This is a genomic window from Amycolatopsis cihanbeyliensis (assembly GCF_006715045.1).
In the GTDB taxonomy this organism is placed as follows: domain Bacteria; phylum Actinomycetota; class Actinomycetes; order Mycobacteriales; family Pseudonocardiaceae; genus Amycolatopsis; species Amycolatopsis cihanbeyliensis.
Genome location: NZ_VFML01000001.1, coordinates 4,503,828 through 4,526,158 on the forward strand (window position 1 = coordinate 4,503,828; position 22,331 = coordinate 4,526,158).

Genomic DNA, 22,331 nt, shown 5'->3' on the forward strand with positions numbered 1-22,331 from the left:
TGCCACCTGCACCAACTTACCCGTCACAGCTCATAGCCGGCGCCAGAGCAGGCGGGTCAGGGTGGCGACGACGGCGACAAGGGGGTGCCTGCGCCCATCGGCGTGCTTGGTGTCCGGCGCGGTTTCCGGCATTGCCTGGTATGCCGCCAGATGAGTGAGCGCGCGCATGGTGTGCGGGGCCAGCCGGTCGGCGAGGTCGGCCGCGGTTCCCGCGGGCCGGTTGACCACCTCGGGCCTGCGTTCCAGTGCCCGCACGATCATCGTCGCGGCCTGCTCCGGGCTGAGCGAGGGCAGCCTGCGGAACACCCTCGCGCTCGGTGCGCTCATCGCGGTACGTACCAGCGGCACCCGGACCGAACTGAACGTCACGCCCTCGGCCAGCAGGTCCCTTCCGGCCACCTTGCCGAACTCGTCCAACGCGGCCTTCGAGGCCAGGTACGCGGAGAACCGCGGGGTGTGGTTCTGCAGGCCCTGCGTGGTGACATTGACGATATGCCCGAATCGCTGCTCGATCATCGCGGGTAGCAGCGCGAAGGTCAGCCGTAGCGGGGCGAAGTAGTTCAGCGCCATGGTGCGCTCGTAGTCGTGCAGCCTGCTGGTGGAGTGCGCCACCGAGCGGCGGATCGACCGGCCCGCGTTGTTCACCAGCATGTCCACCGCACCGTGCTCGGCGAGCACCCGCTTGATCATCGCGTCGACCGCCTCGGAGTCGGTCACGTCGCAGGGATGGATCGCGGCCTGCCCACCCGCCGAGTGGATCTCGTCGCGCACCGCGGCCAGTTCGTCCGAGCGCCTGGCCACCAGCAGCACGGTGGCGCCCCGCCGCGCCACGCGCAGCGCGGTGGCCCTGCCGATCCCCGTGGACGCGCCGGTGATCATCACCCGCCGGCCACGCAGTGGGGTCTTCCGCTCGCCCCGCCGGACCCGATCGAGGTCCAGATGTTCGGCCCAGTACCGGTACACCCGCTCGGCGTAGGTGGCGAGCGGCGGGCATTCGATGCCCGTCCCGGCCAGCGCCGCGCGGGTCGCGGTGGTGTCGAACCGGACCGGAAGGGTGAGTACGGGCAGCACCTCGGCCGGGATGCCGAGTTCGGTCAGCGCCGCGGCGAGTGCTTGCTGCCGCACCGAGGGTCGCTGCCGCCCGGCGAGCGCGTGCCCGGCCCGGCGCAGCGTGCCGGAAAGGTTCAACGGCAACGTGCGCACGATGCGCGGACCGCCGGCCGCGCCGACAAAGGCGTTGTACACCTCGTTCAACGACTGCGGTTCGGGCGCGGCGAGGTGGTAGGTCGCCCCGCTGGCGGCCTCGACGTGCATCAGCCGCTCCATGGCCTCGACCACGTAGTCCACCGGGACCATGTTGGTGGCGCCGAGCTCGGGGCCGACCAGCGGCAGGCGGGCGGGCAGGCGCGCGATCCTGGTGAACGCGGGGAAGAAATAGTAAGGCCCGTCCACCTTGTCCATCTCGCCGGTCACGGAGTCGCCGACCACGGCCGAGGGGCGGTAGATCCGGTACGGCACCGAGTCCTGTTCCCGTACCAGTTTCTCCGCGGCGAACTTGGTCGCGTGGTACGGCGAGGGCAGCCGCTGGCCGAGGTCGAAGTCCGACTCGGTGAACCGGCCCTCGTGCTCGCCGGCCACCGCGATCGAGGACACATGGTGCAACCAGCGTGCCCGCGCCCGCTCGGCGAAGGTGAGCACGTTGCGGGTGCCGGTGACATTGGCGGCCTCGTTGGCCTCCCGGCCCGCGGTCATGTCGTAGATCGCGCCGAGATGCACCACGTGTTCCGGCGGCTCGGTCAGGCTCGCCGGATCGACGCCCAGCCCCTCCGCGGTGAGGTCGCCGGACACCGGGACCACCCGCTCCGGGTTCGGCCACTGCTCGGTCAGCTCGGCCAGCCGTTCCCTGGACCGCTCGCGCACCAGCACGTACACCCGGGTGCAGTCCGGCCTGGTCAGCAGCCTGTGCACCAGCCTGCGGCCGAGGAAGCCGGTGCCGCCGGTGACGAAGTAACTGGTCATCGCGCCCTCCCGGAGCCGAGTAAATACCTGGAACACAATGTACCGGATACTTTTCCGGGCCGGCAGTGCCTTCCCGGCGCCCGGGTCACCACGGTCGCGGTCTAGGCTGGTCGCGGAGCCACCGCAGCAAGCAGGGGAGGTACCGGGTGAAGCAGGAGGGCAGCCTGTTCGGGCTGGTCAGCGCCGTGATCGGGCTGGTGTTCGCGGTGAGCAAGCTGCGCCAGGCGCGCAAGGACAAGGACAAGCTACGGCTGGCCAACGCCGTGGCGGGCGCGGCGGCGGTCGCCACCGAGGTGGCCATCGCCGTCCGCGCCCGCAGGTCGAAGGGCCGGTAAGGCGCTTACTCCTCACTCTGGCCGTGCTCCCGGTCTCCCTTTCGCGGGCGGCCTCGTGGTCGCATCCTGCTCACGTTGCCGGGGAGTCGCCCGCTGTCGGAAAGGGCCTTGCGTAGCAGGAACTCGATCTGCGCGTTGGTGCTGCGCAACTCGTCGGCGGCCCAGCGGGCGAGTGCGTCGTGCACCGCCGGGTCCAGTCGCAGCAAGACCTTCTTCCGCTCCGTCATCGGGAACGGCTACTGGTAGAGCGAGCCGGTGTTCACCACCGGTTGCGTGTCCCGGTCACCGACCAGCACGACCATCAGGTTGCTGACCATGGCGGCCTTGCGTTCCTCGTCCAGGTCCACCACGTCCTGCTCGGCGAGCCGGTCCAGGGCCATCTCCACCATGCCGACCGCGCCCTCCACGATCCGCTTGCGCGCGGCCACCACGGCGCCGGCCTGCTGCCTGCGCAGCATCGCCTGGGCGATCTCCGGCGCGTAGGCCAGGTGCGTGATCCTGGACTCGATCACGGTCACCCCTGCCGAGGCCACCCGCGCGGCGATCTCGGTGCACAACTGCTCGGCGACGTCCTGGGTGTTGTCCCGCAGCGAGGCCCGCTGCTCCTGGTGCGCGTCGTAGGGGTAGCTGTTGGCGATGTGCCGCACCGCCGTCTCGCTCTGGATGCTGACGAACTCCACGAAGTCGTCCACCTCGAACGTCGCCTGCGCGGTGTCCTCGACCTTCCACACCACCACGGCGGCGATCTCGATCGGGTTGCCGTCGGCGTCGTTCACCTTGGCCACGCCGGTCTCGTGGTTGCGGATCCGGGTGGACACCGCGCTGCGTACCGAGATCGGGTTCACCCACTGCAGCCCGTGCGAGCGCAGGGTGCCGGTGTAGCGGCCGAGGAACTGCACCACGCGCGCCTCACCGGGCGCGACCGGAGTGAGCCCCCCTGCCAGTACCGGTGCGGCCAGCACCAGTAGGCCGCCGACGATGATCATCGATACGCCCGCGCCCTGGTTGTCGTTCGCGGCCAGCACGATGCCCAGCACGACCAGCAGCGCACCGCCGAGGAAGGCCAGCAGCACCACCCCGACCATGGGGAAGCCGTTCACCGAGCGCGCCGCCCGCTCGGTGACCTGCGGTTTCGGCATGTCCAGCTGGATGTCGTCCGCCACGTCCGCTCGTTTCTCCGCCATCGTCCTCAGTCCCCTTTCGGTCCCCGACGTTGTCATAACCATAGCATAGTGATATCACTTTAAGCATCAGCAGATGGGGAGGAACGATGAGACAGGACCAGCGCTTGGAGATCGACCGGATCTCCAAGCGGTACGGATCGGTGGTCGCGCTGCGCGAGATGACCTTCGATGTCCGGGCGGGTGAGCTGTTCGGGTTCGTCGGCAGCAACGGCGCGGGCAAGACCACCGCGATGCGGATCGCGCTCGGCGTACTGTCGGCGGACTCCGGCGAGGTCCGCTGGGCCGGCGGGCCGATCACGCTGGAGAACCGGCGGCACATCGGCTACATGCCGGAGGAACGCGGGCTGTACCCGAAGATGAAGGTGGCCGAGCAGCTGATCTACCTGGCACGGCTGCACGGCATGTCCAGGTCCGAGGCGCAGCGGTCCGCGCGGGCGTGGATGGAGCGGCTCGGCGTGGCCGAGCGGCGCGAGGACGAGGTGCAGAAGCTCAGCCTCGGTAACCAGCAGCGGGTGCAGCTCGCCGCGGCGCTGGTGCACAACCCGGAGATCCTGGTGCTGGACGAACCGTTCTCCGGGCTGGACCCGGTGGCGGTGGACGTGATGAGTGCCGTGCTCAAGGAGAAGTGTGCGCGGGGCACGCCGGTGGTGTTCTCCAGCCACCAGCTCGACCTCGTCGAGCGGCTGTGCGACCGGGTCGGAATCGTCCGAAGTGGACAGATGGTGGCCTGTGGCACGGTCGCCGAGCTGTCCTCCGGCGGCAACACCCGGCTGGTGGTGGACGCCCCGCTGGCGCCGCGGGGCTGGGCGGACCGGATCGCCGGGGTCAGCACCGTCGGCTACGAGGACGGTAAGTCCGTGCTCGAGCTCGGCCCCGGCGCCGATGACCAGCTCGTGCTCACGGCCGCCATGGAGACCCCTCCGGTGCGCGAGTTCGCGCGCAGGCAGCCGAGCCTGACCGAGCTGTTCCGCAACGTCGTCACCGAGAACGGCGCGAGCGAAGGGAGAGCGGCATGAACTCCATCCTCCTCGTGGCCGCGCGGGAGATCAGCACGCGGCTGCGCTCCAAGGCCTACGTGATCACCACCATGCTGCTGCTGATCCTGATCGTCGCCTTCACCGTGGTGATGAAGCTGATCAGCGGGAGCGGTGGGGCGGACGCCACGGTCGGTGTCACCGCCCAGAACGGCGGTCTCGCCGCGCCGATGCGTGCCGCGGCGACCACCGTGGGCCAGACCGTGCAGACTCCGACCGTCGCGAGCGAGGCCGCGGGCCGGGAACGGGTCGAGTCCGGGGAGCTGGACGCCCTGCTGGTCGGCGACGGCAGCCGGGTCGAGGTGGTCGTCGACCAGGATCTGGACCGCGACCTGCGCACCGCGCTGAACGTGCTGGCCAGCCAGCTCGCGCTGAACCAGGAGATCACCGGCCTCGGCGGCGATCCGGCGCGGGTGAACGCGGCGGTGGCCGAGGCTGCCGTGCAGGTCCGACCGATCAACGCGCCGAACGACTACGGGCCGGAGCAGCTGGTCATCGGCATCATCGTCGGCGGCCTGATCTACATGTCGGTGTTGATCAACGGCCAGCTCGTCGCGCAGGGCGTGGTCGAGGAGAAGACCAGCAGGGTGGTGGAGCTGCTGCTGTCCACCATCCGGCCGTGGCAGCTCATGGCGGGCAAGGTGCTCGGCATCGGCACGATCGGCCTGCTCCAGATGGCCGCGATCGCGATCGTCGGGGTGGTCTCCGGGCTGAGCACGGGCACGCTGACCCTTTCCATCTCGGCGGCCGCGGGTACGGTGACCTGGCTCATCGTCTGGTACCTGCTCGGGTTCTTCTGCTACGCCATGGTGTTCGCCGCGCTGGGCGCGCTGGTCTCCCGGCAGGAGGATGTCGGCGGCGCGGTCACCCCGCCGCTGATGCTGATCATCGCGGGCTGGGTGGTCGGCATCTCCGTCCTGCCGAGCGACCCCGGAAACTCGCTCGCCGAGACGATGTCGATCATCCCGGCCTTCGCCCCGACGCTGATGCCGATGCGGCTGGCGATGGGCGGGGTACCGGTATGGCAGGCCGCGCTGGCGCTCGCACTGGTGGCCGCGATGATCCCGGCACTGATCTGGCTCGCCGGCCGGATCTACCGCAACGCCGTGATGCGCACCGGCGCCAAGGTCAAGTTCCGGGACGCCCTCCGCACCACCTGACCCGCCCCGGGGAAAAGCCCTGAACGTGGCGTTTGAGACGTCAGATGTCTCAAACGCCACGTTCAGGGCGTCTTACGTCCGGAAAGCCACGTTCAGGGCACTTCAGTGGGTGCAGCCGGAGGTGGGGAGGGAACCGATCGAAGGGACGGTGTCGCCGTCGTAGATGGCCAGCAGCAGCCGTTGCGGGCAGACCAGCGTGCCGTTCCGCTTGATCTGCAGGTGCAGGTGCGGCCCGCTGGAGTTGCCACTGGTGCCGGAGTACCCGAGTAGCTGACCCGCCTCGACCTCGCCACTGGCCACCGCCGGGGAGCGGAAATGGCAGTAGGTGTAGACCCCGCCGTCCCTCCCGGTGACCTGGACGCCGTTGCCGCAACCGCGGGAGCCCTGGTCGATCTTCACCGCCCGGCCGCCGTTCACGGCGTACACCGAGTGTCCACTCCAGACCGGGATGTCGATCGCCGGGTAGTCGTGGTGCGAGGCGGCGTAGGCACTACGCGGTTGCGCACTCCGGTCCAGCGGCAGCGAGTAACCGCCGACCGCGCCCACCCCGGCGATCAGCTCACGCCAGGTGGCGGTGTCCACGGTGCCGGTGGGGTCGATCCCGTGTTCGTCCTGGAAGTCGCGGACCGCGGTACCGGTCGCCGTGTCGAAGCTGCCGGTCACGGGCAGGTCGGCGCCGTGCTTGTTCAGCTGTTCCTGCGCCGCCTCGACGGCGTGGGTCGCCGTGCTGCCCTCGGCGACCGGGACGACCAGCCCGGCCCAGGTGTTCGGGCCGACGATCCCGTCCACCGCGAGCCCCTCCGCCTGCTGGAACGCGCGCACCTCGCGCTCGGTGTTGGGACCGAAGATGCCGTCGACGGCGGTGGTGTGGCCGTGCTGGGTCACCAGGTGCTGCACGGTCCGCACGTTGGTGCCCTGGTGCCCGTCCTGCACCAGCGGCCAGGAGGCCGCGGACACCGTGGGTACCGGGGACAGTGGGGAGGCCGCGGCGCCGGCCGCGCCGGGCAGGCCGAGGGCGGTCAGCGCGCCGACCACAACGCCAACGACCGGAATGAGAAATCGTCGCATACCCGGAAAGGAACACGTCCCCCATGCCGGGCTCAAGGGTGCTCGAAAAGCCAAAATAACCCCAACTTTTCTACGTATCGCATGGACGAAACGGCAGGTCCGGGTTGGTACCGGGTTCGTTTGAGTGAATATGCGGGAAACAGGTCCCACGTTGCTGGTTGTGGCCTTTGCCCGCGGTTAGGGTCGGCGACGCCGAGCGTCCCGGGCTCGGAATCGGTGGTGAGAAGGAGGAATGCGATGCGGACTCCCCGTGCCGTCACCGGACTGCTCGCCGGAGCGCTCACCGGTGCCTGCCTGCTCGGCGGCACCGCCGAGGCCACGGACCCCGTGGACCCCATGGATCCTGTGGACACTGTGGACACTGTGGACACCAGGACCGTCGACTACCGGGGTTACGTGGTGCAGGTGCCGCCGACCTGGCGGGTGGTCGACCTGGCCGAGCGCCCCGACGCCTGCGTGCGCTTCGACACCCCCACGGTCTATCTCGGTCGTCCCGGTGACCAGGCATCCTGCGCCGGCGACGCCGTCGGAAGGCGGGCAGGCCTGTTGCTGCAACCGTTGGACCCCGCGACCATCGCGGCGGCCGAGGGCGTGCCGGCGCGGGCCCGGCCCGGTACCGCGGCACCCGCTTCGGCCGCGCTCGACCCGGCCGGAGCCGCCTGGCGGGACGGCGGCTTCGAACTCGCGGTGGAGGCGGCGGGCGTGCTGGCCACCGCGGTGCACAACGGGACAGACGGCGCCGCCATCGCTGAGGTGCTGCGTTCCGCCTCCCTGAGCGGCGCGGCCACCCCGGAATCGCTGCCGAGGGAACCGGCCTCGGCGGAGGCGGTCGCGGCGGTGGCCGCGCAGCCGGGCACGTACCGGGGCAAGGGCTTCGACGCCTGCGCCGCACCCTCCAGCTCGGCGATGGACGCCTGGCGTTCCTCGCCGTACCAGGCGATCGGCGTCTACATCAGCGGCAACATGCGCGCCTGCGGGCAGGGCAACCTCACCGCGAACTGGGTGAGCAGGCAGGTGGGGAGGGATTGGCGGCTGATGCCGATCCATGTCGGCCCGCAGGCGCCGTGCACCGACTACCGCAGCCGCTTCTCCAGCAACCAGGCGACCGCGAAGCAGCAGGGCGTGGCCGAGGCGAACACGGCCGTGGCCGCGGCCAAACGACTCGGGCTCGGCGAGGGCACCGCGATCTACCTGGATATCGAGGCCTACTCGCGCACCAGCAGTTGCAGCGGCGCGGTGCTGGCGCACACCAGCGGCTGGACCGAGCGGCTGCACCAGCACGGCTACCTCTCCGGCTTCTACTCCAGCGGCGGTTCAGGGGTCTCCGATATGAACGACCATCACGGCAGCACCCGCTACACGCTGCCGGACCACATCTGGGGCGCGTGGTGGAACGGTTCGGCCGACACCGACTTCGGCCGCTACCTCGACGACGGCAAGTGGGCGAACGGGCAGCGGATCAAGCAGTACCACGGGCCGATCACCGAGCGGCACGGTGGCGTGTCGATCAACATCGACCGCAACTACCTGGACGTCCGGGCGGGCAACCCGCCGGAGCCCGACCCCTGCGTGACCGCCCGGCTGGACTTTTCCGAGTACCCCGCGCTGTCCGCGGGCAGCACCGGCGCCCCGGTGACCGCGGCGCAGTGCCTGCTGCGGGCGGCGGGCCACGAGATGGGCGAGGGCGACCCGTCCGGGGAGCTGGACGAGCCGACCATGTCGGCGGTCCGCGAGTTCCAGGGCAAGGTCGGGCTGAGCGTCACCGGCGAGGTCGATTCGCATACCTGGACGGCGTTGCTGTCGGCGGGTACGACCCCGTTGTTGCGGGACGGTGCTTCGGGTGCGGCGGTGTCGCGGGTGCAGCGGGCGTTGAACGCGGCCAGGTCGGCGGGGCTCACGGTGGATGGCCTGTTCGGGCCGAATACCGAGTCGGCGGTGCGGGGGTACCAGTCCTCGCGGGGGCTCGGTGTGGACGGGGTCGTCGGGCCGAACACCTGGGCCGCGCTGCAGTCCGGCAAGTGATCGAGCGGAGGAGGACCAGCCGTGAGACGTCTCCGGTACAGACAGCTATGGCGTGCGGTGGCGGCGGGCGCCGCGCTGGCCGTGCTCGCCACGCCGGTGCAGGCGCATGCCCAGCAGGAGGCCGCGGCACCGGACTGCTCCGGGGTGCGAACGGACTACCGGACCTACCCGGTGCTGCGGGCGGGGGACAGCCGTGCGGAGGTGGCTGCGGCCCAGTGCCTGCTGCACGACGCCGGGCACTACTCCGGAGCCGCCACCGGCAGCATGGACACCGGCACCGTGTCCGCCGTGCGGGACTACCAGGACGCGAAGGGCCTCCCCTCCTCCGGTGAGCTCGGCGCGCGTGCCTGGACGGCGTTGCTGTCGGCGGGCACGACCCCGTTGTTGCGGGACGGTGCTTCGGGTGCGGCGGTGTCGCGGGTGCAGCGGGCGTTGAACGCGGCGTTGTCGGCCGACCTGGCGATGGATGGTTTGTTCGGGCCGAATACCGAGTCGGCGGTGCGGGGGTACCAGTCCTCGCGGGGGCTCGGCGTGGACGGGGTCGTCGGGCCGAACACCTGGGCGGCACTCCAGTCCGGCAAGGGCGTCTCCGGTGGGAACCCGCCCAGCGACGCCTTCCGGGTCTTCCTTGCCCCCGCCAACGCCGGTGGCTCGGACGCCAACAGCGGGCTCAGCGTGTCCGAGCCGATCCTGACCCTGAACCGCGCGCAGCGGGTGCTGGCCGAGGCGAACCCGGACACCGACGTCGAGGTGCGGATCCGGCAGGGCACCTACGTGGCGCCGCAGACCGACTGGCGGTTCTATGTTCCCGGCCACTCGGTCTCCTTCATCCCGATCGACTACCGGCCGGGCGACGACGCGGGTGATATCGCGGGCCGTCCGGTGTTCACCAACGTGCGGGACGGCGGTGGTTACCGGCCGGGCTGGTGGTTCCGGGTGATGCTGCCGTCCGATCCGGACGATCCGCTGTACGAGGGTGGGGACACGAGTGTCGACTTCCGGTACCTGCGGGTGCAGAACTACACCAACGGGCTGTCCTTCGACGGCCAGACCCCGCGCAAGTACGAGGACGAGAACGGCTGGCGGATCAAGCCGAGCGAGGGAGTCAACGGGAACTCGGTGTTCGGAATGGACTTCCGCAACATCGGCAACCGGCACGCCCCCGGCAAGACCGGCTACGGCGCGATCCTGACCACGAACTCCTCGGACAACCGGATCACCAACAACGCGTTCAACAACATCGAGAACAGTGGTAACCAGGTCGGCCTGATCCACGGGCTGTACATCACCCATTACAGTTCGTCGAACGTGGTGGAGCGGAACAAGTTCGAGCGCGTGTCCGGCGATCCGGTGAAGGTACGGAACGAGAGCAACTACAACAGCTTCGAACACAACACGTTCATCCGGACCGGGCGCTCGGCGCACTACCGGGGCGAGTTCTGCGACGCGGCCTGCAAGCGGAAGAACCCCGGCACCTCGCGGCAGTGCGCCTCATACCACAACCGGTTCTTCCGCAACGACCTCGGGCGCAACTACGCGGGCACCAGGAACCTGCCGACCTGGGACCTCAGCCCGGACGGGCTGACCAATGCCGGCGGTGGCCGGTGCTCGCTGCCGTCCGGGGAGAAACGCCTGGCCACCGGGTACAACACGTACTGAGCGTCGGTGCCCCTCTCCATGAGGGTGTACCACCTCCGGTCGCTGGTATGCGAAGGTGTGCGGGTGGCTGCCGAGCAGCGCATCGCGATGGAGCGGGCCGTCGAGCAGAGCAATGTGCTCGACGGGCTCCTTCGCGAGCACGACGACCTGCTCACCGTGCTGGACCGGGTGGTGGCGCTGCACGGGACCGCGCAGCTGATCCGGGAGTCACTCGGCGTGCACACCGGATTCGTCGCCGACCTGAACGGTCCGGACCAGGCGGTGATTCGATGGCTGTCCGGGACCAGGACAGGCTCGTTGCAGAACCTACAGGTCCCGGCCGGGCAGGGGATCGGCGGCCGGGTGCTCGCGGTCGGCGAGCCGGTGCGGGTCAGCGACTACGTCAGCTCGCCCGCGATCACACACCAGTTCGACGCGCAGGTCCGTGGCGAGGGGCTGGCCGCGATGCTGGCCGTGCCGATCATCAGCGACCAGGGCAGCGGCAGGGAGACCGTCGCGATCGCCTACGCAGCCATGCGGGAGCGGGTCGAGTTCGGGGACGAGGCCGTGCGGACCGTGGAGCGCATCGCCGATCGGGCGGCAACCGCGCTGCGGGTCGCCTCGCTGGCCGAGTCCGGGAGGAACAACGCCGTCGCCGCTGAGCGGCAGCGGATGCAGAGCGCGCTGCACGACTCGGTCGGTGCGCTGCTGTTCTCCATCGGCGCGCAGGTTCGCGACCTGCATGAGTCCATTCAGGACAATCCGGCACTGGACCTGCGCCTGCGCAGGCTGGAATCCGATGTCTCGGCGGCCTCCAGTGCCTTGCGCGAGGCCCTGCTGGCGCTGTCCGAGTCCACCCCGGAGCGGGCGTTGCCGGTGGAACTGTCCGAGCACTGCCGCTCCTTCGAGGCGCGGTGCGGGGTGTCCGCCCGGTTCGTGCAACTGGCCCCGGTGCCGCCGCTGGACGCCGAGCGCACCGCGACGCTGATCGCCGTGGTCCGCGAGGGACTGCTGAACGTGGAGAAACACGCGCGGGCCTACTCGGTGGTGGTCAGCCTCGGCCCCTGCGAGGGCGGCGTCCAGGTGATGGTCGCCGACGACGGCACCGGCGAGCCCGCCGAGTGCGCGAGTACCGGGATGGGCGTGCGCGCGCTGGCCGAGCGGGTCGCCCGGTTCGGTGGCAAGGTCAGCCTGGTGCGGGACGAGGACGGTGGGTGCACGCTGCGCGCGTGGTTGCCCGAGGTCGAGGCGCGGGTGGCCAGGTGAACATCAAGGTCATGGTGGTCGACGACCACCCCGTGGTGCGCGACGGTGTCACCCTGCTGCTGCGTTCCGACCCCGCGCTGTCCCTGGTGGGAGCGGCCGAGTCCGGCCGCTCGGCGCTCGAGCGCGTCGGCAGGCTGCGGCCGGACGTGGTGCTGCTGGATCTGCGGCTGCCGGACATGCTCGCCCCGGAGGTGATCGCCGGGTTGCGGCAGCGGCATGCCCCGACCAGGGTCGTGGTGTTCACCGCGCACGGGGATCATCAGGGCGTGCTGGCCGCGCTGGACGCCGGCGCCAGCGGGTGCCTGCTCAAGGACATGGCGGGCACCGACCTGGTGGCCGCGCTGCGCAGGGTGCTGCGCGGGGAGCGGGTGGTGGACCCGCGGATCCTGCCGGACGCCGAGCACCGTTCGGACGCGCTGGCGCGCAGCGGGCTCACCCGCCGCGAGTACGAGGTACTGCGGCTGGCGGCGCAGGGCCAGACCAACCCGGAGATCGCCGAGTCGACCGGGCTGACCCGCAACACCGTGAAGACCTACCTGCAGGCCGCGCTGCACAAACTGGGTGCGCGGAACCGGGTCGAGGCCATCGGCAAGGCGAACGAGGCCGGCCTGCTCTGAGGCCCTCGGAGTGGGGCACTCGTTAGGCTGACGTGACCGGTTGTCACCCGAATGGCCGATTACTTGATCTCACAGTGTGGTTATACGTGGTGACAACGGCCGCATTCTACCGGCCAAACGGGGTAAATTTTTGAGGGGGAGCACGATGAGTGATCGCGCCATGGAAGCACGTCAGAAGCGCGTCGCGGCCGCGGAAACACTGACCCGCCTGCCCTGGCCGGATCAGGTCAACAACGGCGAGGAAAGTGATTTCTCCGGGTTCGTCGCGAACTACAGCAAGGGGCTGCCGCACGACAAGGTGGGCGAGGTCGAGCCGGCGGCGTACCAGGCGTTGCTGCGAGCGCTGTCCACCGGAAGGCCGGATGACTTCGAACGCGTTCCGCAGGGGGTCCGCAAGGCCCGCCCGTTCGTGAACCCGCAGGCCGGGCTGGCGTTCGCCGTGGAAGGTCCGGACCCGCAGGCGCTGACGATCGCGCCCGCGCCGCGCATCGACAGCGCGCGCAACTCCGCCGAGGCGGTGGAGGTGTACTGGATGGCGTTGTGCCGGGACGTGCCGTTCGCCGAGTTCGACCGGCACCCGCTCGCCTGCAAGGCGGCGGCCGAGTTGAGCGACCTGAGCGACTACCGCGCGCCCAGGGACGAGGGGGAGGTCACGCCCGCGCTGCTCTTCCGCGGGGACACCCGGGGTGACCTGCGCGGCCCCTACCTTTCGCAGTTCCTGTTCCGGGACATCCGGTACGGCACGCTGTGCGTCCCGCAGCTCAACGATACGGTGCCCGAGGGCAAGGACTTCCTCTGCGACTTCGACAGCTGGCTGGATGTGCAGCGGGGCCTGGACGTCCCGGTGCCCAAGCCGTCCAAAAAGGAAAGAAGGTATCTGCGGACCCCGCGTGACCTTGCGAACTACGTGCATTTCGACGCGCTGTACCAGGCGTATCTGAACGCCTGCCTGATCCTGCTCGACCTCGGGGCCGATGTGGACAGCGGGAACCCTTACCAGCACTCGGGCAACCAACAGGGATTCGGTACCTACGGTCCGCCTGCGGTGCTGTCCCTGGTGACCGAGGTGGCGACCCGCGCGCTCAAGGCGGTCTGGCACCAGAAGTGGTTCGTGCACCGCAGGCTCCGCCCGGAGGCCTTCGGCGGGCGGGTGCATGCGCACCTGACCGGGTTGCGGGACTACCCGATGATCGACGGGGAGATCCTGGACTCGGTGGCGGTGAAGCTCACCCATGAGAAGTTCGGCTCCTTCCTGCTGCCGCAGGCGTTCCCGGAGGGCTCGCCGATGCATCCCGCCTACGGTGCGGGCCATGCCACCGTGGCCGGCGCCTGCGTGACCGTGCTGAAGGCATGGTTCGACGAGTCCTGGGTACTGCCGGACCCGGTGGTGCCGGACGCGAAGGGCACCGGGCTCCAGCCATACACCGGCCGGGACGCCGACCGGCTGACGGTCGGTGGTGAGCTGGACAAGCTGGCGGCCAACATCTCGATCGGCCGGAACATGGCCGGGGTGCACTGGCGAACCGACTACTCCGAGTCGATCCAGCTCGGCGAGGCGGTCGCCATCGGTGTGCTGCGTGACCACCTGCGGGTGACCAACGAGACCGCCTCGCTGGGGTTGACCCGCTTCGACGGAACCCGCATCACGATCTGACCTGTTTGCCCGGTAGCTTTCCCCGGACAACGTGTCCTGCTGCGGGGAGTGACCGGTGGAGTTGGTACTCGCTTTCGGGGTCGTCCTGCTGATCAGCGTGTCGCTGTCCGGCGTGGCGGCGCGGACCGTCCTGTCCACCGCGCTGCTGTTCCTGCTGGCCGGCGCGCTGATCGGCGGGGGCGGCTTCGGCCTCGTCGAGATCGGGGCGCGGGATCCGCTGGTCACCTCGCTGGCCGATATCGCGTTGTTCACCGTGCTGTTCACCGACGGCCAGCGGGCCAACCTGCCCGCGCTGCGGCAGAGCTGGCGACTCTCCGGGCGGGCATTGGGTCTCGCGATGCCGTTGACCATGGTCGGCATCGCGGTACCCGCGCACTTCCTCGCCGGTCTGGACTGGCCGACGGCCTTCCTACTCGGCGCCATCCTCGCGCCGACCGACCCGGTGTTCGCCGCGGCGATCGTCGGTCGCAAGGACGTGCCGCTGCGGTTGCGCCGCCTGCTCAACGTCGAGTCCGGCCTGAACGACGGGCTCGCCCTGCCGTTCGTGCTGATCTTTCTGGCCACCGTGGAGCACGAGCCCTCGGAGCTGGGTACGGTCGGCATCGAGCTGGGGCTGGGCCTCGCACTCGGGATCGCGATCCCGGTGCTGGTGACGCTGGCCTGGCGGCTACGGCTGCTCACCGCGGAACCGCGGCTGCAGGCACTGGGGCCGCTGGCGATCGCCGTCATGCTGTACGCGGCCTGCCACCTCACGCACGCCAACCCGTACCTCGCCGCGTTCGTCGCCGGTTCCGCGCTGGCCACCATGGACAAGGTCGCGGTGGAGCATTTCGAACCGCTGGGCGAGATCCTGTCCGAGATCACCAAGTTCGCCGCGTTGCTGGTGTTCGGGGCGCTGATCACGCCGGAGCGGCTGTCCCATCTCGGCCTCGGCGAGTGGGCGCTGGCGGTACTGGCGATCCTGCTCATCCGACCCGCCGCGATGCTGTTTTCGCTGGGCCGTACCGCGCTGACCAGGGGAGAGCGGCTGACCGCGGCCTGGTTCGGGCCCAAGGGCTTCGCCTCGGTGGTGTACGGCCTGCTCGCGCTGCAATCGGGCATTCCGTCCAATGAGGCGGTTTTCGACCTGGTCGCGGTCACCATCGCGCTGTCCATTGTGCTGCATTCGTCCACCGACGTTCCGGTCGCGCGGGCCCTGCGCGTGGAACCGCCGGACAACCTGCCCACCGGCAAGGCCGGTCCGGACAAATCGGACTGACTGCCGGTCAAGTCGGAACTTTCGGCGGGTGTCAACAATTCACCAACCGCGCCTACCGTCCGAACAGGTCCCCGGTGCGGGGTCCTGGAAGGAGAGGTAGCTCATGTGGGCACGTTCTCTGGCCGTGAGCCTGGTCGCGGGTGCCGCGTGCGCCCTGGCCGGGGCCGTCGGGGCCGGGTCGGCGAACGCTGACGTCACGCCTTTCATCGTCGGCGGCGAGGACGCCGACCAGGAATACTCGTTCGTGGTGTCGTTGCAGAACAGCGGCAACCACTTCTGCGGTGGCTCGCTGATCGAGCCCGAGTGGGTGCTCACCGCCGCGCACTGCGTGGACGGCAGCTCCCCCGGCTCGATCACCGGGCGAATCGGCAGCAACGACCGTACCCAGGGCGGCGAGCAGGTGCGGGCCGCCGAGGTCGTGGTCCACCCGGACTACGACCCCACCGGGGCCGGCGGCGACATCGCGCTGGTGAAGCTGTCCGCGCCCGCCGAGTCGGCACCCGTCTCGCTGGGTAGCGGCACCGGCGCAGGTACGCAGTCCCGGCTACTCGGCTGGGGCCAGACCTGCCCGGAGCGTGGCCAGTGCGGCGCGCCGGTCCAGCTTCAGCAACTCGACACCCAGGTCCTCACGGCCACGGAGTGCTCGGGCATCGACGGCGGCACCGAGCTGTGCACGGACAACCCCGGTGGGGACGCCGGCGCCTGCTACGGCGACTCGGGCGGCCCGCAGGTCGTCCAGGCGGCCGGCGGCTGGGAGCTGATCGGTGTCACCAGCCGTAGCGGCAACGGCGACCCGGTCTGCGCGACCGGGCCGTCGATCTACACCTCCGCGCCGGCCTACGCCGACTGGATCGGCCGGCAGACCGGCACCTGAGCACGGGGGAGCAGGGGCCGTGCGCCGGGTGCGCACGGCCCCTGCGCTCATGTCTCGCGTTCCCGGCGTTCCTCGGTGGCCCATTCGGTGTGGAAGGTTCCTTCCCGATCCACCCGCCGGTAGGTGTGCGCGCCGAAGTAGTCGCGCTGTCCCTGGACCAGCGCGGCCGGCAGGCGCTCGGCGCGCAGCGCGTCGTAGTAGGCGAGGGCGGTGGAGAAACCGGGGGTGGGGATGCCGAGCCGGGTCGCGGTGGACACCACCGAACGCCAGGCGTCCTGACCGTGTTCCACCGCCTTGCGGAACTCGCCGCTGGTGAGCAGCGTCGGCAGGTTCGGCTCGGCCGCGTAGGCGGCACGGATGTCGTCGAGGAACTTCGCGCGGATGATGCAGCCGCCGCGCCAGATCGAGGCCACCGCGCCGAGGTCCACGTTCCAGCCGTATTCCGCGCTGCCCGCCTGGATCTGGTTGAAGCCCTGCGCGTAGGCGACGACCTTGGAGGCGTAGAGCGCCTGCTCCACGTCCCGCGCGAAGCGCTCGGCCTCGGCCCCGGACAGCCTCGTCCTGGCGGGTCCAGCCAGGCCGCGGGCCGCCGCGCGCAGGTCGGCGTGGCCGGACAGTGAGCGGGCGAAGGTGGCCTCGGCGATCCCGCTGATCGGGATGCCGAGATCGAGGCCGATCTGCACGGTCCACCGGCCGGTGCCCTTCTGCTCCGCCTGGTCGGCCACCACGTCCACGAACGGCTTGCCGGTCGCCGCGTCGGTGTGCGCGAGTACCTGCTCGGTGATCTCGATCAGGTACGAGTCCAGCCGGCCGGTGTTCCAGGTCCGGAACACCTCGGCGATCTGCGCGGGTTCGTAGCCGAGCGCGCCGCGCAGCAGGTCGAAGGACTCCGCGATCAGCTGCATGTCGGCGTACTCGATGCCGTTGTGCACCATCTTCACGAAGTGTCCCGCACCGTCCGGCCCGACGTGCGTGCAGCAGGGCGCCCCCTCGACCTTGGCCGAGATGTCCTCCAGCAGCGGGCCGAGTGACTCGTAGGAGGCGACCGACCCGCCCGGCATGATGCTCGGCCCGTGCAGCGCGCCCTCCTCGCCGCCGGAGACCCCGGTGCCCACGAAGTGCAGCCCGCGCTCGCGCAGGGCGGCTTCCCTGCGCCGGGTGTCCGCGAAATGCGCGTTCCCGGCGTCCACGATCACGTCACCGGTCTCCAGCAGCGGCGCGAACTCCTCGATCACGGCGTCGGTCGGCGCGCCGGCCTGGACCATGATGACCACCTGCCGAGGTCGTTCCAGCGCGTCCACGAACTCGCGCGCCGAGTACGTGGGCCGGAACTCGCCCTCCGCGCCGAACTGCTCGACCAGATCCCTGGTGCGTTGCTCGGAACGGTTGTGCACCGCGACGGTGTGCCCGTGCCGCGCCAGGTTGCGGGCCAGGTTGCGGCCCATCACCGCAAGCCCGGTCACGCCGATGCTCGCCTTGTCGCTCATGCGCTGCCAGCCTCCTCCGCCTTGTCCAGCTAGCCTTGCTCGCACACTATCGCCGGCCGGTGGCGGGCTCGAATTCCGGGACGCGAAAAGGTAATGTCTGGAGCCCTGTGATTCCTTTGTTGCGAGAGTGGGGTGTCGTGGCGCTGGTGGGTAGGTCCTGATGGCCAGCACGGTGACCTCGCGCCGGAAGCAGTTGGGCAATGAGTTGCGGCACGCTCGTGCCGCGGCCGGGTTCACCCAGCAACAGGTGGCGGACGTCCTGGGTTGCACGCAGGGCAAAGTCAACAAGATCGAGTCGGGCGCGGTGGGGGTCAAGCTCGGCGATGTGCGGGCGATGCTCGAGGCCTTCGACGTTCTCGGTGAGGAGGCGGAGACGTTGATGGGCCTCGCTCGCGCCGCGGCGGGGCAGCGTGGCCAGTGGTCGGGCTACCGCTCCGTGGTGCCACACTGGTTCCGCACCTTCACCGACCTCGAACCAGCGGCCGCCGAGATCATGACCTGGCACGGCGAGCGGATCCCGGGGCCGTTGCAGTCCGAGCACTACATGCTCAAGCAGTTCACCGAGTTCGGCGCGACCGACGTCACCTCGCTGGTGCGCAACCGGCTGGACCGCAAGGCCATCTTCGATCAGCAGCAACCGCCGTACTACCGGTTCATCATCAGCGAGTCGGCGCTGCGGCGTGCCCCGGGCGGACACGCGCCCGCGGTCATGCTGGACCAGGTCGAGCACCTGCTCGACCTGGAGCGCCGGTCCCGCGTGTACATCCACGTGCTGCCCTTCGGCGCCCGGCTGGCCGCGGTGCCGAACGACTTCACCATCATGCGGTTCCCGGACCGCACCCGGGACTTCGTCTACGTCGAGCACTGCGCCGGTGGGTTGTACCTGGACGATGTCAAGGATTTTCAGATCTTCGTGGACGCTTGGGACCGGTTGCGCGGCGCGGCGCTCGAGCGGCACGAGAGCCGGCAGTTCTTCAAGGAGTTGGCCGAGCTCTACCGCGGCCAGATGAACACCTGATGACGGGCGTGCGTAGTACCAAGAGTGAGCACTTTGTCCCGGTGTCACCCGTTTGTACTAACCTGGCGGTGGACTAAACCACCGCGCGTGCTGGAGGACGATCTACGTGAGTGACAACGCCGACCCGGACTTCATGCCCGAGGACATCGACCTGGATCGTCCCAACGCGGCGCGTGTCTACGACTGGCTGCTCGGCGGCGAGGCGAACTGGGCCGTCGACCGCCAGTTCGGCGAGCAGGTCGTGCAGACGAACCCGAACGCCAGGACCGGGGCCATGGTCAACCGGGAGTTTCTCGGCCGCGCGGTGCGGTACTGCGTCCAGCAGGGCGTCACGCAGTTCCTGGACATCGGCTCCGGGGTGCCGACGGTCGGCAACGTGCACGAGGTGGCCGACAAGGTCGCCCCGGACAGCCGGTGCGTCTACGTGGACAACGAGCCGGTGGCGGTGGCCCACTCGAAGATCCTGCTCGAGCGGCACGGCGATCCGGACCGGCACGCGGTGCTCAGGGGGGACCTGCGGGACGTCCGGGGCGTCTGGAAGCAGGCCATGGGCACCGGCGTACTCGATCCGGACCGGCCGATCGCGCTGTTGATGGTGGCCGTCCTGCACTTCATCGAGGAGGGCGCGCACGAGGCGGTCGCCCACTACCGGGAACTGCTGCCGGAGGGTTCCTACCTGGTGGTGTCACACGGTTCGTACGACGGGATACCCGCGGAACAACTGGCGCAGGTCGAGCGGATCATCCAGCAGTACCAGCGGTCGAGCACCCCGGTCAACGTTCGCGGCCGCGATGAGTTCACGACCTTCTTCGGGGACTTCGACCTGGTCGAGCCAGGTGTCGCGTGGCTTCCGGAGTGGCGTCCTGGCGAGGGTGAGTCGAAAGCGACTTCCCAGTTTCTCGACAACCCGGCCGCGTCCTGCGTTCTCGGCGGTGTTGCCAGGAAGGCGTGACGCGGTCTCACCCGCGGCAGGCTCCAGATCCAGTCGTACGGTCATCGCCCTCACCGACCCGTCTCGGGCCGGTGGCTGGGTCGCGCGTCCATGGTCACCTGCGCGTTCGAGATGACCGTTCGTTGAATTCTCACTCCTGCTCCTCCCCAGTTGAGCGCCTGTCGTCGGGTGGTTGTGCCTACTGCTTGCACAAGATCACTACCGACTAGTAATAATCCTACTCGTAGATTAATCACACTGTCGAGTCACTTGCTGCAATGTCGCTCGGACGGCGGCATGGTGGGTGGCACTGACTACGGGGCGCCGGAACTGGGCAGGCACGAGCAGGCCCGTACCGGTTCCGAAACTTGGCACGGAGGTACCTCGTGGCCGATTATGCCGCGAAGACGGATTACAACCCGAACACGGCCGCGGGCCTGTTCGAGGCCGCGAACTGGCAGAAGTCCTTCGCCAGCGAACCCAACGGGGGCAACTGCGTCGAGGTCAACCTGGGGCGCGGGCTCGTCGGCCTGCGGGACACGAAGCTGGCCGAAAGCCCGGTCTTCGTCTTCGACGCCGACGAGTGGACGGCGTTCCTGGTCGCGGTGAAGGCGGGGCAGTTCGACCTGCCGAGCTGACCGAATTCGGTCCTTTCGTAGGAAAGATGGTGTGACGATAAGCACACCACGATCGCATGGAGCCTCGGGTACGGCCATTCGCCGTATCCGATGAGGAAGTGTCGTTGCCCGGGAGGGCGCCCACCGGGCAACGACACTTTGTCGGCGTCGGGATCAGGTCAAATCAGAAGTCCGGTTTCGAAACCGGACCACCCGAGTAACCGGTCCGGTCCGAGCCATTTGCCGCGGACCGAGCCGAGACCCCCGATTGTGGGGTGATGGACTCGAACGCGTATACGGCGCCATCGGAGTCACGATAGGTGAACACGACGTTACCGCTGGCCCGATCGGTGGACACCGGATCGGTCGCCGAGGGGTACGAGGCACCCGTCCGGCTGTCCCGCAGGCGTTGCCAGTCGCGGTAGGTGTTGCTGCCGGGGTTCGTTTGCTCGGTGACATACACGTAGCCGTCCGCCGCCCGCGCGGCCACCTGGACCAGCCCGTTCCCGGTGACACTCGCCGCGGGTGCTCCGGTGGCGGTGAGCCCGGGGATCTCCGTCCAGGTGCCGGGGAAGTCGCCGTCGGCCCCCTCGATCTGGAAGACGACCTTGCCTTCGGAGTCCTTGGCGAACACGTGCAAGCGGTCACCGTTGAGCACCGTGGCTGCCCTACCGTCGAACCGCTGGTCGCCGAGCAGCCGCCAGCTGACCCAGTGACCGTTCTCATTGGTGATGGTCTGGTATCGGCCGTCCGATTTGCGCATGGTCAGCCGATAGGCGTCGGAATCCGCCTGCTCGATCATCGGCGCAGCCTGGGCGAATCCGCCACAGCCGCCATGCAACCACCACGGCATGAACTTCATGCCGTCCGCATGCTGATCCGTTTCCCACAGGCAGCCCTGCTGATCCACGACGAACGCTCGCAACCTGCCGTCGTGCCTGCGGACGAAGCTGGTCGGGCTGGATGTCCAGCCACCCATGCTGGTCGCCGCGGGCCAGTTGTTCGCGCCGTCGGCGAATGTGCTCCCTCGGGTTACCCCGTCCTGTCCGAGCGCGGCCGCGGTGACGGTCCCGTCCTCCCTGACGGCCGCTGTCGGGTGGTTCGTGGAAGGCTCACCGGGTATCAGGTGAAAGTCGATGATGGTGATGTCGTCGGTGTTGCGTTGCTCGCCGTGTACGAACCTGCCGTAGCTGTCCACGTAGAAGTGGTGCAGCCGGCCGTCCGTTCCTTCCACGATCGCGTTCGGCGCGGTGTCCCGAAGTGGAACTGTCACGGGTTCCGGAAGCGACTCGTTGAGAATTTCACAGGAATCCGGCGCTGCCGTCATGTGCCAGTCTGCCGGAATGCTGCCGACCGTCTTGGGGCCTTCGGCCCACTCTCCATTGCCGAGGTAGCGGTACCACAGCATGTCGCCGCTGTTGCCGTCCACCGCGTAGAGGACGTCGCCTCCGGCAGAGGTGATTGAGCTGAATTTTTGCCACCCACCATGGCCGACCTTGTTATCACGCTCTAGCCACCGCTGGCTTTCGGCGTGATACTGGTGGCGGTAAAGGTCACCGTTGCCAGTGCGTGTATACAACACGCCGTTACCGCCGGCGGTAATCATGTTGAACCGGCCCCAATTGAATGACAGTGTCCTTTCGGACCATTCTTCCGTGTTCTCGTCGTAGCGGTACCACCGCAACCGGTTGTCCGAAAGAATGACGTAGAAATCGCCAGTCGAATCGACGGTTACCCGACTCCGGTAGCCCGGATCGTTCCAGTCGGATTTTATCAGTTTCGCTGTCCCGCCGTTCTCCCAGCCGTTGGAGGTTCGGCGGAACTGGTTTACTTTACCTTCCGGGGTGATCTCGTAGACCAGTCCGTCCGGTCCCGCTACGGCCCGGCCATTCCATGCCCAGCCGATGCCTTTTCGTCCTGTCCACGAGCGTGCGCCGGTCTCCGGCTCCTCATGGCGGTCTATGTCCAGTGCGGTGTTGGGTTTCTGGTAAAAAACCGCAACATTGTCCTGGCACTGGATGGTCTCCTGGGCCACGGCGGCCGGAGCGGGTGCGGTCAGGATGGCGGCGGAAGTAACGGCGAGTAGCGGTACCGCGAGTAGTTTCCTGCCAATTGGGCGCGACAAGGATCTCATGTAGTACGAATCCCT

At 69.1% G+C, this 22,331-nt stretch carries 19 protein-coding genes; 13 read left to right on the top strand and 6 right to left on the bottom strand.

Going from position 1 to position 22,331, the window contains the following annotated elements:
* Positions 1-30: 30 nt before the first annotated feature.
* Positions 31-2,019: an SDR family oxidoreductase gene (locus FB471_RS20510; RefSeq protein ID WP_142000034.1), complete on the bottom strand. Its 1,989-nt coding sequence runs from the start codon at positions 2,017-2,019 to the stop codon at positions 31-33.
* Between the two features lie 146 nt (positions 2,020-2,165).
* Here FB471_RS20510 and FB471_RS20515 point away from each other — a divergent pair, with 146 nt between their 5' ends.
* The gene (locus FB471_RS20515; protein ID WP_142000035.1) at positions 2,166-2,354 is read left to right on the top strand and encodes a hypothetical protein; all 189 of its coding nucleotides are present in this window, start codon (positions 2,166-2,168) and stop codon (positions 2,352-2,354) included.
* A 5-nt stretch (positions 2,355-2,359) separates the two neighbouring features.
* Here FB471_RS20515 and FB471_RS20520 read toward each other — a convergent pair whose 3' ends face one another.
* Entirely contained in the window at positions 2,360-2,581 is a 222-nt protein-coding gene (locus tag FB471_RS20520) for a type II toxin-antitoxin system antitoxin (protein WP_142000036.1), read from the bottom strand.
* A 9-nt stretch (positions 2,582-2,590) separates the two neighbouring features.
* A complete protein-coding gene (locus FB471_RS20525) occupies positions 2,591-3,538 on the bottom strand; it encodes an SPFH domain-containing protein (RefSeq protein ID WP_142000037.1) in 948 nt (315 codons plus the stop codon).
* An 86-nt stretch (positions 3,539-3,624) separates the two neighbouring features.
* Between FB471_RS20525 and FB471_RS20530 the strand changes: the two genes are divergently transcribed.
* On the top strand, positions 3,625-4,554 hold the full coding sequence (locus FB471_RS20530; RefSeq protein WP_142000038.1) for an ABC transporter ATP-binding protein: 930 nt from the start codon (positions 3,625-3,627) through the stop codon (positions 4,552-4,554).
* Positions 4,551-5,732, top strand: a complete 1,182-nt coding sequence (locus FB471_RS20535) for an ABC transporter permease (protein ID WP_142000039.1) — start codon at positions 4,551-4,553, stop codon at positions 5,730-5,732. Before FB471_RS20530 ends, FB471_RS20535 begins: the two co-directional genes overlap by 4 nt.
* 102 nt (positions 5,733-5,834) lie before the next feature.
* Here the strand turns inward: FB471_RS20535 and FB471_RS20540 are convergent, their stop codons facing one another.
* Positions 5,835-6,800, bottom strand: a complete 966-nt coding sequence (locus FB471_RS20540) for a peptidoglycan-binding protein (protein WP_142000040.1) — start codon at positions 6,798-6,800, stop codon at positions 5,835-5,837.
* Positions 6,801-7,037: 237 nt separating this feature from the next.
* On the opposite strand from FB471_RS20540, the gene FB471_RS20545 reads away from it, so the two are divergent.
* From FB471_RS20545 to FB471_RS20575, 7 genes are all read left to right on the top strand, one after another.
* Positions 7,038-8,822 (top strand): glycoside hydrolase domain-containing protein, encoded by a 1,785-nt coding sequence (locus tag FB471_RS20545; RefSeq protein ID WP_170220878.1) that lies wholly within the window; start codon positions 7,038-7,040, stop codon positions 8,820-8,822.
* Positions 8,823-8,843: 21 nt separating this feature from the next.
* Complete coding sequence (locus FB471_RS34605; RefSeq protein ID WP_211358081.1) at positions 8,844-10,481, top strand: peptidoglycan-binding domain-containing protein; 1,638 nt, start codon at positions 8,844-8,846, stop codon at positions 10,479-10,481.
* Positions 10,482-10,568: 87 nt separating this feature from the next.
* Positions 10,569-11,726, top strand: coding sequence for a GAF domain-containing sensor histidine kinase (locus FB471_RS20555; RefSeq protein ID WP_170221014.1), 1,158 nt, complete (start codon positions 10,569-10,571; stop codon positions 11,724-11,726).
* Complete coding sequence (locus FB471_RS20560) at positions 11,723-12,343, top strand: response regulator (RefSeq protein ID WP_170220879.1); 621 nt, start codon at positions 11,723-11,725, stop codon at positions 12,341-12,343. The genes FB471_RS20555 and FB471_RS20560 overlap by 4 nt, the downstream gene beginning before the upstream one ends.
* A gap of 145 nt (positions 12,344-12,488) precedes the next feature.
* Complete coding sequence (locus tag FB471_RS20565; protein ID WP_246076502.1) at positions 12,489-13,997, top strand: vanadium-dependent haloperoxidase; 1,509 nt, start codon at positions 12,489-12,491, stop codon at positions 13,995-13,997.
* A 55-nt stretch (positions 13,998-14,052) separates the two neighbouring features.
* Positions 14,053-15,255: a cation:proton antiporter gene (locus FB471_RS20570; protein WP_142000042.1), complete on the top strand. Its 1,203-nt coding sequence runs from the start codon at positions 14,053-14,055 to the stop codon at positions 15,253-15,255.
* A 103-nt stretch (positions 15,256-15,358) separates the two neighbouring features.
* Positions 15,359-16,129 carry a S1 family peptidase gene (locus FB471_RS20575; protein ID WP_142000043.1) on the top strand — a complete coding sequence of 257 codons (771 nt, stop codon included), beginning with the start codon at positions 15,359-15,361 and terminating at the stop codon, positions 16,127-16,129.
* A gap of 47 nt (positions 16,130-16,176) precedes the next feature.
* On the opposite strand, the gene gndA is transcribed toward FB471_RS20575, so the two are convergent.
* Positions 16,177-17,616: an NADP-dependent phosphogluconate dehydrogenase gene (gndA, locus tag FB471_RS20580; RefSeq protein WP_142000044.1), complete on the bottom strand. Its 1,440-nt coding sequence runs from the start codon at positions 17,614-17,616 to the stop codon at positions 16,177-16,179.
* Positions 17,617-17,776: 160 nt separating this feature from the next.
* On the opposite strand from gndA, the gene FB471_RS20585 reads away from it, so the two are divergent.
* The 3 genes from FB471_RS20585 (at position 17,777) to FB471_RS20595 (ending at position 20,203) form a co-directional block, all read left to right on the top strand.
* Positions 17,777-18,634, top strand: coding sequence for a helix-turn-helix domain-containing protein (locus FB471_RS20585; RefSeq protein ID WP_142000045.1), 858 nt, complete (start codon positions 17,777-17,779; stop codon positions 18,632-18,634).
* 133 nt (positions 18,635-18,767) lie between these two features.
* Positions 18,768-19,586, top strand: a complete 819-nt coding sequence (locus FB471_RS20590; protein ID WP_142002229.1) for an SAM-dependent methyltransferase — start codon at positions 18,768-18,770, stop codon at positions 19,584-19,586.
* Positions 19,587-19,951: 365 nt separating this feature from the next.
* Positions 19,952-20,203 (top strand): DUF397 domain-containing protein, encoded by a 252-nt coding sequence (locus FB471_RS20595; protein WP_142000046.1) that lies wholly within the window; start codon positions 19,952-19,954, stop codon positions 20,201-20,203.
* A 163-nt stretch (positions 20,204-20,366) separates the two neighbouring features.
* On the opposite strand, the gene FB471_RS20600 is transcribed toward FB471_RS20595, so the two are convergent.
* Complete coding sequence (locus FB471_RS20600) at positions 20,367-22,316, bottom strand: tachylectin-related carbohydrate-binding protein (protein ID WP_142000047.1); 1,950 nt, start codon at positions 22,314-22,316, stop codon at positions 20,367-20,369.
* Positions 22,317-22,331: the final 15 nt, after the last annotated feature.

Bases quoted from the DNA above. Each gene is read 5' to 3' on its own strand.
- FB471_RS20510 (WP_142000034.1), bottom strand. From the start codon at position 2,019: ATGACCAGTTACTTCGTCACCGGCGGCACCGGCTTCCTCGGCCGCAGG.
- FB471_RS20520 (WP_142000036.1), bottom strand. From the start codon at position 2,581: ATGACGGAGCGGAAGAAGGTCTTGCTGCGACTGGACCCGGCGGTGCAC.
- FB471_RS20525 (WP_142000037.1), bottom strand. From the start codon at position 3,538: ATGGCGGAGAAACGAGCGGACGTGGCGGACGACATCCAGCTGGACATG.
- FB471_RS20530 (WP_142000038.1), top strand. From the start codon at position 3,625: ATGAGACAGGACCAGCGCTTGGAGATCGACCGGATCTCCAAGCGGTAC.
- FB471_RS20535 (WP_142000039.1), top strand. From the start codon at position 4,551: ATGAACTCCATCCTCCTCGTGGCCGCGCGGGAGATCAGCACGCGGCTG.
- FB471_RS20540 (WP_142000040.1), bottom strand. From the start codon at position 6,800: ATGCGACGATTTCTCATTCCGGTCGTTGGCGTTGTGGTCGGCGCGCTG.
- FB471_RS20545 (WP_170220878.1), top strand. From the start codon at position 7,038: ATGCGGACTCCCCGTGCCGTCACCGGACTGCTCGCCGGAGCGCTCACC.
- FB471_RS20555 (WP_170221014.1), top strand. From the start codon at position 10,569: ATGGAGCGGGCCGTCGAGCAGAGCAATGTGCTCGACGGGCTCCTTCGC.
- FB471_RS20565 (WP_246076502.1), top strand. From the start codon at position 12,489: ATGAGTGATCGCGCCATGGAAGCACGTCAGAAGCGCGTCGCGGCCGCG.
- FB471_RS20575 (WP_142000043.1), top strand. From the start codon at position 15,359: ATGTGGGCACGTTCTCTGGCCGTGAGCCTGGTCGCGGGTGCCGCGTGC.
- gndA (WP_142000044.1), bottom strand. From the start codon at position 17,616: ATGAGCGACAAGGCGAGCATCGGCGTGACCGGGCTTGCGGTGATGGGC.
- FB471_RS20585 (WP_142000045.1), top strand. From the start codon at position 17,777: ATGGCCAGCACGGTGACCTCGCGCCGGAAGCAGTTGGGCAATGAGTTG.
- FB471_RS20590 (WP_142002229.1), top strand. From the start codon at position 18,768: ATGCCCGAGGACATCGACCTGGATCGTCCCAACGCGGCGCGTGTCTAC.
- FB471_RS20600 (WP_142000047.1), bottom strand. From the start codon at position 22,316: ATGAGATCCTTGTCGCGCCCAATTGGCAGGAAACTACTCGCGGTACCG.